General features: G+C 70.5%; 9 protein-coding genes. 2 read left to right on the top strand and 7 right to left on the bottom strand.

The window, feature by feature from the left end:
- Positions 1-14: 14 nt before the first annotated feature.
- Positions 15-1,196, top strand: a complete 1,182-nt coding sequence (locus ABZ833_RS33255) for a mandelate racemase/muconate lactonizing enzyme family protein (RefSeq protein ID WP_361054520.1) — start codon at positions 15-17, stop codon at positions 1,194-1,196.
- A gap of 52 nt (positions 1,197-1,248) precedes the next feature.
- Here the strand turns inward: ABZ833_RS33255 and ABZ833_RS33250 are convergent, their stop codons facing one another.
- The 7 genes from ABZ833_RS33250 to ABZ833_RS33220 form a co-directional block, all read right to left on the bottom strand.
- Positions 1,249-2,478, bottom strand: coding sequence for a cytochrome P450 (locus ABZ833_RS33250; protein ID WP_361054517.1), 1,230 nt, complete (start codon positions 2,476-2,478; stop codon positions 1,249-1,251).
- 100 nt (positions 2,479-2,578) lie between these two features.
- A complete protein-coding gene (locus ABZ833_RS33245) occupies positions 2,579-3,793 on the bottom strand; it encodes an FAD-dependent monooxygenase (protein WP_361054641.1) in 1,215 nt (404 codons plus the stop codon).
- A gap of 108 nt (positions 3,794-3,901) precedes the next feature.
- A complete protein-coding gene (locus ABZ833_RS33240; RefSeq protein ID WP_361054514.1) occupies positions 3,902-5,059 on the bottom strand; it encodes an XdhC/CoxI family protein in 1,158 nt (385 codons plus the stop codon).
- Between the two features lie 39 nt (positions 5,060-5,098).
- The gene (locus ABZ833_RS33235; protein ID WP_361054511.1) at positions 5,099-6,577 is read right to left on the bottom strand and encodes an NCS2 family permease; all 1,479 of its coding nucleotides are present in this window, start codon (positions 6,575-6,577) and stop codon (positions 5,099-5,101) included.
- A gap of 287 nt (positions 6,578-6,864) precedes the next feature.
- Positions 6,865-9,255 (bottom strand): molybdopterin cofactor-binding domain-containing protein, encoded by a 2,391-nt coding sequence (locus ABZ833_RS33230; RefSeq protein WP_361054509.1) that lies wholly within the window; start codon positions 9,253-9,255, stop codon positions 6,865-6,867.
- 2 nt (positions 9,256-9,257) lie between these two features.
- A complete protein-coding gene (locus tag ABZ833_RS33225; protein WP_249586978.1) occupies positions 9,258-9,851 on the bottom strand; it encodes a (2Fe-2S)-binding protein in 594 nt (197 codons plus the stop codon).
- Positions 9,851-10,741 carry an FAD binding domain-containing protein gene (locus tag ABZ833_RS33220; RefSeq protein ID WP_361054505.1) on the bottom strand — a complete coding sequence of 297 codons (891 nt, stop codon included), beginning with the start codon at positions 10,739-10,741 and terminating at the stop codon, positions 9,851-9,853. Before ABZ833_RS33220 ends, ABZ833_RS33225 begins: the two co-directional genes overlap by 1 nt.
- 338 nt (positions 10,742-11,079) lie before the next feature.
- Between ABZ833_RS33220 and ABZ833_RS33215 the strand changes: the two genes are divergently transcribed.
- The gene (locus ABZ833_RS33215; protein ID WP_361054502.1) at positions 11,080-12,780 is read left to right on the top strand and encodes a PucR family transcriptional regulator ligand-binding domain-containing protein; all 1,701 of its coding nucleotides are present in this window, start codon (positions 11,080-11,082) and stop codon (positions 12,778-12,780) included.
- The last annotated feature ends 84 nt before the right edge of the window (positions 12,781-12,864 follow it).

Genomic DNA, 12,864 nt, shown 5'->3' with positions numbered 1-12,864 from the left:
GAGTGGTGACCACGATGACGACAACCACACACGCAGCGGCGCGCGCCGCGTTCCAGGTCGGCGAGGCAACCCTCGACAAGATCTCCTGGATCAAGCTCTCCTCCGTACGCCTCCCGCTCGCCACCCCGGTCAGCGACGCGAAGGTCCTCACGGGCCGCCAGCGTCCGATGACCGAAGTCGCCTTCCTCTTCGCCGAGATCGGCACCGAGGACGGGCACACCGGCATCGGGTTCAGCTACTCCAAGCGCGCCGGCGGACCCGGCCAGTTCGCCCACGCCAAGGAGATAGCCCCCGTCCTGATCGGCGAGGACCCCAGCGACATCGGCAAGCTCTGGACGAAGCTGTGCTGGGCCGGCGCCTCCGTCGGGCGCTCCGGGCTCGCCACGCAGGCCATCGCCGCCTTCGACATCGCCCTGTGGGACCTCAAGGCCAAGCGCGCCTCACTGCCGCTGGCCAAGCTCCTGGGCGCCCACCGCGACTCGGTGCGTTGCTACAACACGTCCGGCGGCTTCCTCCACACGCCCACCGAGCAGGTCCTGGACAACGCGACGGCCACCCTGGCCAGCGGCATCGGCGGCATCAAGATCAAGGTGGGCAGCCCCGACCGCCGCGAGGACCTGCGCCGCCTCACCGCGGTGCGCGAGCACCTGGGCGACGACGTCCCCCTCATGGTCGACGCCAACCAGCAGTGGGACCGCCCCACCGCCCAGCGCATGGGGCGCGCCTTCGAGGAGTTCGACCTCGTCTGGATCGAGGAGCCCCTCGATGCCTACGACGCCGAGGGCCACGCCACGCTCGCCGCGTCCCTGGACACGCCGATCGCCACGGGCGAGATGCTCGCCAGCGTCGCCGAGCACTACGAACTCATCCGGCACAAGGCGGCCGACGTCATCCAGCCCGACGCCCCGCGCATCGGCGGCATCACCCAGTTCCTGAAGCTGGCCGCGCTCGCCGAGCACCACCACCTCCAGCTCGCGCCGCACTTCGCGATGGAGATCCACCTCCACCTCGCCGCGGCCTACCCCCTTGAGCCGTGGGTGGAGCACTTCGACTGGCTCGAGCCCCTCTTCAACGAGCGCCTGGACACGAGCGGCGGCCGCATGCACGTCTCGTCGCGCCCCGGCCTCGGCATCTCCCTCACCGAACAGGCCCGCGCCTGGACCACGGAGACCTACGAGGTCGGCGCCCCCCGCTGACACTCGATGCGGCTCCGCCCCGCCCACCCGGCAGGGTGGAGCCGCGGCCAACTCACCTCAGGCGCACGGGAATCGAGGCGAAGCCGTCTCCGATGAACGAGCCCACCGGCGACGCGCTCCCCGACTCGGCGTCCAGGCGCAGCTCCGGGAACCGCTCGAACAACGCGGGCAGCGCCACCCCCGCCTCCAGGCGGGCCAGCGGCGCCCCCACGCAGTAGTGCACCCCGTGGCCGAAGGCGAGGTGCTCCTTGTCGACGCGGCCGATGTCGAACTGCCCCGCGGTGGCGCCGTGCCGCAGCGGGTCGCGGCCCGCGGCCCCGTACGCCGCGAGGATCGCGTCACCCTGCGCGATGACGGTCCCGTCGGGCAGCTCGATGTCCGAAACGGCGTACCGCAGCGGCAGGTTGGCGATCGACGGCGCGTAGCGCAGCGTCTCCTCGATGACATCGCTCCACGGCACCTCACCGCCGCGCACCCGCGCCAGCTGCTCGGGGTGGCTCAGGAGCGCGTGCACCGCGTTGCCGATGAGGTTGACCGTCGTCTCGTGCCCCGCCCCGATGACCAGGAGCAGTGTGTCGATCAGCTCGGTCTCGGTGAGCGCCGAGCCCTCCTCGTCCCGGGTCGCGATCAGGACGCTCGTCATGTCGTCCCCGGGCTCGGCCCGCTTGTGGGCCACCAGACCGGCGAGCAGCAGATGCACTTCCTGCCAAGTGGCCGCTGCCTGCTCGGGAGTTGCGGTGGTGTCCATGATCGACTCGACGAGGCGCGCCGTGTCCGCCTGCCGGTCCTCCGGAAGGCCGAACAGCTCACAGATGACCTGCATCGGCAGCGGATGGGCGTAGGCGGCCCGCAGGTCCACCACTCCGTCCGCGGATTTCTCCATCGTGTCGAGCAGCCCCGCCGTCAGCTCCTCGATACGCGGACGCAGCGCGTCCGTACGACGTTTGGTGAACGCGGGCGACACGAGTTTCCGCAGCCGCCGGTGGTTCGAGCCGTACGCGGTGAACATGTTCGTCACGCCCACCCAGGAGTTGACCCAGGTCTCGCGGAACCGGCCGTCGATCCAGGCGGGCCAGTGCTGGTTCGGGTCCTTCGACACCCGCTCGTCGGCGAGGAGTTGCTTCAGTACGTCGTACTGCGTCGGGGCCCAGGCCCTTATGCCGTCGGGGAGTTCGACCAGGGCGGCGCAGCCGTGCTGCCGCAGCCGGTCCGCCTCCCCGTGGAGATCGCGGCCTGCGGGGTCGATGGCTATGGCCTGCTGCGGCACGGATGACTGCGACATGGTGGGGCACCTGCCATGGGGGGAGGGGACGGACGTCGTAGATCAAGATCATCCTAGGGGCCGGCCCCTCCCCGTCCCAGCCCGCCACGGAGCCTGCGGCTCAGTCCCGCGAAGCCTGCGCCCGCCCGTGCAGCGTCCGCGCGACCCGCGGCCCCAGCCACCGCTTCATCCTCCGCAGCGGCTCCAACTGCTCGGCCGCGCGGTCGATTCGGTAGTACAGCTGCGGCGGGATGTGCGGAAGCAGCGGCGAGTGGCGCTGGCCGAGGAGCGCGAACATCTGGGCCGGGTCGAGGCCGATGTAGCGCGGCAGGTTCTCGTACCACTGGGCGCTGTAGCGGGCCGCGCTCTGGACGGACAGGAGGGCGGACCGCCGCTCCCGCTCGTAGCTCGCGAGGGCGGGGGCCAGCTCCGGGTTGCCCCGCAGCGCGCCCGCCAGGGCCATCGCGTCCTCCAGGGCGAGCGTCGTGCCCGCGCCGATGGAGTAGTGCGTGGTGTGCGCGGCGTCGCCGAGCAGGACGACGTTGCCCCGGTGCCAGGTCCGGTTGGTCAGCGTCCGGAAGTTGAGCCACTGCGCGCTGCCGTCGGACTGCGCGCGGCCGATCAGGCGGTGCCCGTCGAGCGGTCCCGCGAAGAGCCGCTCCAGGAGGGCGAGGCCGTCGGCCTCGCTCGCCTCGTGCAGGCCGAGGCCCGTCCAGGTCTCCGGCGAGCACTCGAAGACGCAGGTGCTCTGCTCGTCGCTGAAGCGGTAGCCGTAGCACCAGATCCAGCCGTGCGCACTCTCCACGAAGGCGAAGGTGAAGGAGTCGAAGACCTTGGTGGTGCCGAGCCAGATGTACTTGTTCCGGCCGAGCGCCACCTCCGCGCCGTAGTGGTCCGCGTGGCGCTCGCGCAGCACGCTCCTGACACCGTCGCCCGCGACGATCAGATCGGCGTCGGGCAGCTGGGCCGCGTCCGTGATCTCGCTCTCGAACTCGACGCGTACGCCCAGGGAACGGGCCCGCGTGGCGAGGATGTCGAGCAGCCGGTGGCGCCCGATGCCGTGGCCCTCGTCTCCGTGGTTGACCGTCGTGCGGTCACCGACGTACGCGACGCCGTCGCTCCAGCGGACCGAGTGCTCGCTGATGACGCGCGCGGACTCGGGGTCGCCGGCGCGGAGCTTGTCCAGCAGGCCGCCCCAGTAGGTGACCCCCCAGCCGTACGTCGACCCGGCCGGGTTCCGCTCGTGGACGGTGATGTCGTGGGACGGGTCCTGCCGCTTGAGCAGGATCGAGAGATACAGGGCGGCGGGACCGCCACCGACGCAGGCGACCTTCACACGTGCTCCCATTGCGTCAAAAAGTGGTCATTTTGTGACGCAACGTAGCAGGAATGAGGGGCGAGCCCGTGGACCTCGGGCGGCGGACCCCGGAGACGCGGAGGGACATCAGGCCACGGACCCGATACGCCCCGCCGGGCGCCGCGAGCCGTCGTGGTGGATCGGCGTGTGCGCGCCGGTCAGCGATACGCCGCTGCCGCCCCGGCGGTTCGCGACGATCTCCGCGGCGATCGAGAGGGCCGTCTCCTCCGGAGTGCGCGCACCCAGGTCCAGGCCGATGGGCGACCGGAGGCGGGTCAACTCCAGCTCGCTGACGCCGACTTCACGGAGCCGTTCGTTGCGCTCCAGATGCGTGCGGCGCGATCCCATCGCACCCACGTAGGCGACCGGCAGACGCAGGGCCAGTTCGAGCAGCGGCACGTCGAACTTGGCGTCGTGGGTGAGCACGCAGAGCACGGTGCGCCCGTCGACCTCCGTCCGCTCCAGATACTTGTGCGGCCACTCGACGACGATCTCGTCGGCGTCGGGGAAGCGCGCCGCCGTCGCGAACACGGGCCGCGCGTCGCAGACGGTCACGCGGTAGCCGAGGAACGTGCCGACCTTGACGAGCGCCGACGCGAAGTCGATCGCGCCGAACACGATCATGCGGGGCGGCGGGACGCTCGACTCGACGAGGATCGTGAGCGGCTGCCCGCAGCGCGAGCCGTCCTCGCCGATCTCCACCATGCCCGTGCGGCCCGCGTCCAGCATGGCGCGCGCCTCGCCCGCCACGGTGCGGTCGAGCTCGGGATGTCCGCCGAGCCCGCCCTCATGAGCGGCGTCGGCGTCGGAACGTACGAGAAGAGCACGGCCCACGAGTTCCGCGGGTCCGGCGGTGATGCGGGCGACGGCCGCGGCCTCGCCCGAAGCGGCCGCGGCGAGCGCGGAGGCGAGAACCGGCCGCGCGGTGGAGTCCGCGCGGACCGGGGTGACGAGGATGTCGATGATGCCGCCGCAGGTCAGACCCACGGCGAAGGCGTCCTCGTCGCTGTAGCCGAAGCGTTCCAGAACGCTCTCGCCGTCTTCGAGTGCCTGCTGGCACAGGTCGTAGACGGCGCCTTCCACACACCCGCCGGAGACGGAGCCGATCGCCGTGCCGTCGGAGTCGACGGCCAGGGCCGCACCGGGCTGCCGGGGCGCGCTGCCGCCGACCGCCACCACGGTGGCGACGGCGAAGTCGCGTCCCTGCTCGACCCACCGGTTCAACTCTTCGGCGATGTCCAGCATGTCCGTCTCCTTACGGGTGTGTGGTTACAGGATGAGCGGCTACTTGACGCCCATCCAGTTCTCGATCGGATGGAGCGCGAAGAAGGCGAGGAACACGAGCGCGAGCACCCACATCAGCCAGCCGATCTCACGGACCTTGCCCTGGGCGGCCTTGATCAGGACGTGGGCGATGACACCGGCCGCGATACCCACCGTGATGGAGTACGTGAACGGCATCAGGACGGTGGTCAGGAACACCGGAATGGCGGTGGCCTGGTCGGTCCAGTCGATGTGCCGGGCGTTGCTCAGCATCATCGCGCCGATGACGACGAGCGCGGCGGCGGCGACCTGCGTCGGGATGAGCTGCGCGAGCGGGGTGAAGAAGAGGCACAGCGCGAAGGCGAGGCCGGTGACCACGCTGGCGAAGCCGGTGCGCGCGCCGTCGCCGACGCCCGCGGTGGACTCGACGAAGACGGTCTGGCCGGAGGCACCGGCGAAACCGCCGACGACGCCACCCGCACCGTCGATCGCCAGGGCCTTGTTCAGACCCGGCATCTTGCCGTCCTTGTCGGCGAGGTTGGCCTGCTGGCCGATGCCGATGATGGTGCCCATGGCGTCGAAGAAGCCGGCGAGGACCAGGGTGAAGACGATGACACCCACGGTGATGCCGCCGATGTCGCCGATCCCGCTGAAGGACACCTCGCCGAAGAGGCCGAAGTCGGGCGAGGAGACCACGGAGCCGCTCAGCTCCGGGGCGTTCAGGCCCCAGTCCTTCTCGCTCATGCCCGCGACCTGGTTGACGATCGCGGCGAAGACGGTGCCGCCGACGATGCCGATGAGGATCGCGCCCGGGACCTTGCGGACCTGGAGCAGGAAGATCAGCAGGACGGTGACGGCGAAGCAGAGGACGGGCCAGCCCATCAGCTTGTCGTCGATGCCCATCTGGATCGGCTTCGACCCCACGTCGCCGTGCTTGGACGGCATGGAGGTGACGAAGCCCGCCTGGACCAGGCCGATCAGCGTGACGAACATGCCGATGCCCATGGTGATGGCGTGCTTCAGCGCCAGGGGAATCGCGTCCATGATCAGGGTCCGCAGACCGGTCAGGACCAGCAGGATGATGATGACGCCATAGATGATGCACATCGCCATCGCGTTGCCCCAGGTCATCTCCGGGGCGACCTGGAAGGCCATGACGGCGGAGACACCGAGTCCCGCCGCGAGGGCGAGGGGCACATTGCCGAGGATGCCCATGACGATGGTGGTGGCGGCCGCCGCGAAGACGGTGGCGGTGGTCAGCTGATCACCGTCGAGCCGGTGTCCCGTGGCATCGGGCACCGAGAGGATCACGGGGTTCAGAAGGATGATGTAGGCCATCGCCATGAAGGTGGTGATGCCGCCACGCACCTCCCGACCGACCGTCGATCCTCTGTGGGTTATGTGGAAATACCGGTCGAGCCAGGACCTGCCGGCCGGGACGCGTGAGCCGTTGCCCGCGTCCTCTGCCGTGGTCTTCGGCTCCGTTGACTGCTGGGTCATGGTGCCTAACTCCCAAGGTTCAAAGGGGCACCCGCAACAGGCTGTTTCATAAAGGGTCGGGCCTGTGGAGACTGCGGGATTTGGGATGGTGCGTTTGGCTGCACGACCCGGGGGACGGCCCGAGACGAACTGGGGCTCCGAAGAGCGTGGGTGCTGCGTCGGTACTGCTTCGGTACTGCGCTGACCGCGAGCGGTGCGGCAGCGGTACTGGTGTTCTCCGGGCGGCGCGGGCGACAGGAAGTGTGACGTTCCGCGGGAGGCACGCGCCGCCCGGAGAGATCGTGGGATCAGGTGCCGGTGAGGTGCTCGGGTCGTACCGGCGTCCTGTTCAGCTCCAGACCCGTCGCGTTGCGGATCGCCGCGAGGACGGCCGGGGTGGACGAGAGGGTCGGGGCCTCGCCCATGCCACGGAGGCCGTAGGGCGCGTTCGGGTCAGCCAGTTCGAGCACGTCGACAGGGATGGTCGGCGTGTCGAGGATGGTCGGGATGAGGTAGTCCGTGAAGGAGGGGTTGCGCACCTTCGCGGTCTTCGGGTCGACGATGATCTCCTCCATCACCGCGACGCCCAGGCCCTGGGTGGTACCACCCTGGATCTGGCCGACCACGGAGAGCGGGTTCAGCGCCTTGCCGACGTCCTGGGCCGTGGCGAGCTCGATGACCTTGACCAGGCCCAGCTCGGTGTCCACCTCGACGACCGCGCGGTGCGCGGCGAACGAGTACTGGACGTGGCCGTTGCCCTGACCGGTCTTCTTGTCGAAGGCCACGGTCGGACGGTGCCGCCACTCGGCCTCGACCTCGACGCTCTCGCCTTCGAGCAGCTCGGCCAGGTCCGCGAGGGCCTCGCCGCCGTCGGTGACGACCTTGCCGCCCTCCAGGAGGAGTTCGGCGGTGGCCCACGCGGGGTGGTACGAGCCGAACTTGCGGCGGCCGATCTCCAGGACCTTCTCGCGGACGAGCTCGCAGGAGTTCTTGACCGCGCCACCGGTGACGTACGTCTGACGGGACGCGGACGTCGAACCGGCGCTGCCCACCTGGGTGTCGGCGGGGTGGATGGTCACCTGCTGGACGCCGAGTTCGGTGCGGGCGATCTGCGCGTGGACGGTGATGCCGCCCTGGCCGACCTCCGCCATCGCGGTGTGCACGGTGGCGACCGGCTCGCCGTTGATGACCTCCATGCGCACCTTGGCGGTGGAGTAGTCGTCGAAGCCCTCGGAGAAGCCGACGTTCTTGATGCCGACCGCGTAGCCGACGCCGCGGACGACGCCTTCGCCGTGCGTGGTGTTGGAGAGTCCGCCGGGCAGTGCGCGGACGTCCGCGCCCTCGCTGGACTCCCACTGGCGCTCGGGCGGCAGCGGGCGGGCCTTGACGCGGCGCAGGATCTCGGCGACCGGGGCAGGCGAGTCGACCGGCTGTCCGGTCGGCAGGAGCGTGCCCTGCGACATGGCGTTGAGCTGGCGGAACTCGACCCGGTCCATGCCCACCTTGTCGGCGAGCTTGTCCATCTGGGCCTCGTAGGCGAAGCAGGCCTGGACGGCGCCGAATCCGCGCATCGCGCCGCACGGCGGGTTGTTGGAGTAGAGGGCGATCGCCTCGATGTCGACGTCCTCGATCACGTACGGACCGACGGACAGGGACGAGGCGTTGCCCACGACCGCCGGGGAGGCCGACGCGTAGGCGCCGCCGTCCAGGACGATCTTGCACTTCATGTGCGTGAGCTTGCCGTCCTTGGTGGCGCCGTGCTCGTAGTAGAGCTTCGCCGGGTGGCGGTGCACGTGGCCGAAGAAGGACTCGAAGCGGTTGTAGACGATCTTTACCGGCTTGCCGGTGCGCAGCGCCAGGAGGCAGGCGTGGATCTGCATCGAGATGTCTTCACGGCCGCCGAACGCGCCGCCGACGCCGGAGAGCGTCATGCGCACCTTGTCCTCGGGAAGACCGAGGACCGGGGCGATCTGTTCGAGGTCGGAGTGCAGCCACTGGGTGGCGACGTACAGGTCGACGCCGCCGTCCTCGGCCGGTACGGCGAGGCCGGACTCCGGGCCGAGGAAGGCCTGGTCCTGCATGCCGAAGGTGTACTCGCCCTTGACGACGAAGTCGGCCTTCTTGGCGGCCTCTTCGGCGTTGCCCCGGACGATCGGCTGGTTGTGCACGATGTTGGGGTGCGGGACGTGCTCGATGTACTCGTCGCTGCGGCCCTCGTGGACGAGGACGGCGTCCGGAGCGGTCGCCGAGGCCTCGTCGGTGATGACGGGCAGTTCCTTGTACTCGACCACGATCTTCGCGGCGGCACGGCGGGCGGTCTCCGGGTGGTCGGCGGCCACGAGGGCGACCGGCTCACCGTGGTGACGTACCTTGCCGTGCGCGAGCACCGGGGTGTCCTGGATCTCCAGGCCGTAGTTCTTCATCTCGGCCGGCAGGTCGTCGTACGTCAGGACGGCGTAGACGCCGGGCGTCTTGAGCGCTTCGACGGTGTCGATCGAGACGATCTCGGCGTGCGCCACGGTGCTGCGGAGCGTCTGGCCCCAGAGCATGTCCTCGTGCCACATGTCCGAGGAGTAGGCGAACTCGCCGGTGACCTTCAGGGTGCCGTCCGGGCGGAGCGTGGACTCGCCGATGCCGCCCTTGTTGTGCTTCTGGGTGACGTCGGTGGGCGCGCCCGTGGTGGTCTTGGTTCCAGCCATGATCAGACCGTCTCTTCCTGACGGGCGGCCGCCAGGCGGACCGCGTCCAGGATCTTCTCGTAACCGGTGCAGCGGCAGAGGTTGCCGGAGAGCGCCTCGCGGATGTCGGCGTCCGACGGCGAGTCGTTGCGCTCGAGCAGCTCGTCGGCCGCGACGAGGAGACCGGGGGTGCAAAAACCGCACTGGACGGCGCCGGCGTCGATGAACGCCTGCTGGATCGGGGAGAGTTCGCCGCCCTCACCGGTCTGGCCGTCCGTTCCCTTGGCCTGCCACTGGCGGGCCTCCTGGAGGCTGGTGCCGCCGCAGACGGAGCCGCAGGCGCCGCCGGGGTGGGAGTCCTCGCGGTGCTTGGCGTAGTCCGCGAGGCCTTCGACGGTGACGACCTCTCGGCCCTGGACCTGACCGGCGGCGACCAGGCACGAGCACACCGGCACGCCGTCGAGACGGACGGTGCACGAACCGCACTCGCCCTGCTCACAGGCGTTCTTGGAGCCCGGGAGCCCCATGCGCTCACGCAGGACGTAGAGAAGGGACTCGCCCTCCCAGACGTCGTCGGCTTCCTGCTGACGGCCGTTGACCGTGAAGTTCACGCGCATTATGCGACTCCCTCAGTGCTGCGGCCGTTGCCGCGGTACGACTCCCAGGTCCAGCCGAGCGTGCGGCGGGCCATGATGCCCACGGCGTGCCGGCGGTAGTTCGCCGTGCCACGGACGTCGTCGATCGGGTTGGCGGCACCGGAGGCGAGCTCCGCGAACTGCTTGGCGATCGAGGGGGTGATGATCTTCTTGCTGTCCCAGAAGCCGCCTTCTTCGAGCGCCGCGTTGAGGAACTCCTCGGCGGCCTTCGCCCGGATCGGGGTCGGGGCGGCGGAACCGATGCCGGTCCGTACGGTCCGGGTCTCGGGGTGCAGGGCGATGCCGAAGGCGCACACGGCGATGACCATCGCGTTGCGGGTGCCGACCTTCGAGTACTGCTGCGGGCCGTCCGCCTTCTTGATGTGGACGGACTTGATCAGCTCGTCGGCGGCGAGCGCGTTGCGCTTGACACCAGTGTAGAAGTCGTCGATCGGGATGAGGCGCGAGCCGCGTACGGACTCCACCTCGACCTCGCAGTCGGCGGCGAGCAGCGCCGGGTGGGCGTCACCGGCCGGGGACGCCGTGCCGAGGTTGCCGCCGACGCCGCCGCGGTTGCGGATCTGCGGGGAGGCGACCGTGTGCGAGGCGAGCGCTAGCCCGGGGAGCTCGGTGCGCAGCTCCTCCATGATCGTGGTGTAGGGAACCGAGGCGCCCAGCTGGACCGTCTCCTCGCCCACCGACCACTCGCTCAGCTCGGCGACGCGGTTGAGGTCAAGCAGGTACTCGGGACGACGGTGGTCGAAGTTGATCTCGACCATCACATCGGTGCCACCCGCAATCGGCACAGCGGTGGGGTGCTCGGCCTTTGCGGCGAGCGCCTCCTCCCAGCTGGCGGGGCGAAGGAAGTCCATGAGGCTCTCTTCTTCTTCGTGGGTCATTCGCTTCGGGGGACTTCGTTCCGGCCACTCGGGCCATTCGTCCCTCGACTGCTCGTTCATGTGCTGTTAACGCGGAGTGGGGCAAGTACACCGCCCCGCCGTCCACTGCGGTCAGTCACCGAAACCATGAAGGAGTTGGCTGGCCAAGGTGCGCGTCTTGTAGATTCGTATGAAGAACGGGCCTCAGCAACCTCGCGGAATCCCCCTGGAAACCGGAGGCACCCCAGGACACGGGGGCCCGGGTCGACGGAGAGTCGACAGACCTGGACTGTCTGTACATCCCATTCGAGACAAGATCGGCGGCGACCACCATGCGGCTGCGCGCACTCCTTGACACCGACGCGCTGGGCCTGCGGCTGCTCGGCGGTGAGGAAGAGCTCGACCGCACCGTGCGCGGTGTGATGACCACGGACCTGCGCGACCCCAGCCGCTACCTCGCGGGCGGCGAGCTGGTCCTGACGGGCCTCGCCTGGCGCCGCGACGCCTCGGACACGGAACCCTTCGTACGCCTCCTCGCGAGCGCCGGGGTGGCGGCCCTCGCCGCGGGCGAGGCCGAGCTCGGCGACATCCCCGACGACATCGTCGAGGCCTGCGCGCGGCACCGCCTGCCCCTGTTCGCCGTGAACGAGCGGGTCGCCTTCGCGACGATCACCGAGCACGTCGTCCGGCAGGTCTCCGGCGAGCGGGCCGGTGATCTGGCGGCCGTCGTCGACCGGCACCGCCGCCTGATGACCTCGGGCCCGACGGGCGGCGGCCCCGACGTCGTCCTCGACCTGCTCGGCACCGACCTGGACCTGCGGGCCTGGGTCCTGTCCCCCGCGGGCCGCGCCATCGCCGGGTCGAGCGCGGCGGGCCCCGCCCTCCCCACGGCGGTGTGCGCGCGCCTGGCGGCCGAGCACCTGGCCGCCGCCCGCACGGGGCGCCGTGGCCCGCACCGGGTCCAGGTGGACGGCACGGCGTACTCCCTGTTCCCCATCCGGAGCAGTGGGCGCGGTTCGGCTTCCGCCGCGACCGCGGCGAGCACGGCGGCCCTGCGTGACGTACGCGAGACGGTCCTCTCGGACTGGCTCCTGGCGGTCGAGGCGGACGCCGGCGACTGGCCCGAGGAGCGGCTCGACCTGCTGCAGGGGGTCACCCAGCTGATCGCGGTGGAGCGCGACCGGCGCGATGCCGCCCGCACGGTGCGGCGCAGGCTGGCCCAGGAGGTCCTCGAACTGGTCCAGACGGGCGCGGCCCCTGCGGAGATCGCGGCGCGCCTGCGGGTCGCCGCGCCCGTGCTCCTTCCGGGCCTGGGCGCGGCACCGCACTGGCAGGTCGTGGTGGCCCGCGTCGAGTGGGACGGCGGCGAGATCGAGGGCGGCCCCGTGGCCCAGTCCCTCCTGGAAGAGATTCTCGTCGACCCCCTCTCGTCGGGCCCCGAACCGTCCGACCGCATCGCGGTGGCCCATACGGGTGACGAGGCGATCGCGCTCGTACCGCTGCCCGCCGTCTCCGCGGAGCACGACGGCTCGGAGACGGGCCTGCTGGCCGACTCCCTCCTGGAGTCCGTCCGCGACCCGCTCTCCGCGGGCCTCGACGGCGACGGACGCCTCACGCTCGGCGTCAGCGCGTCCGTGCACTCGGCGGAGGGTCTGCGCGGCGCCCTGGAGGAGGCGCGGCACGCCCGCCGGGTCGCGGCGGCGCGTCCGGGGCGGGTCTGCGCGGCGGGCCACCAGGAGCTGGCCTCGCACGTCCTGCTGCTGCCCTTCGTCCCGGACGACGTGCGCCGGGCGTTCACGGCCCGGCTGCTTGACCCGCTGCGGGACTACGACCGGCGCCACCGGGCGGAGCTCATTCCGACCCTCGAGGCGTTCCTCGACTGCGACGGTTCGTGGACGCGGTGCGCGGCCCGTCTCCACCTGCACGTCAACACGCTGCGCTACCGGGTGGGCCGTATCGAGCAGTTGACGGGTCGTGACCTTTCGCGGCTCGAGGACAAGCTCGATTTCTTCCTGGCACTGCGGATGAGCTGACGCGAGCGGCCTCGGTCAAACCCCTTTCATGGTCCGCCCTTTGTGAATTCTTTCACCCAGCCCCTTGGCCGGGTGCGCCGATCC

This window comes from Streptomyces sp. NPDC047525 (assembly GCF_040643025.1).
GTDB classification, from domain to species: domain Bacteria; phylum Actinomycetota; class Actinomycetes; order Streptomycetales; family Streptomycetaceae; genus Streptomyces; species Streptomyces durmitorensis.
Note: the sequence above shows the minus strand (reverse complement) of the source record. Positions and strands in the feature narration are given on the sequence as shown.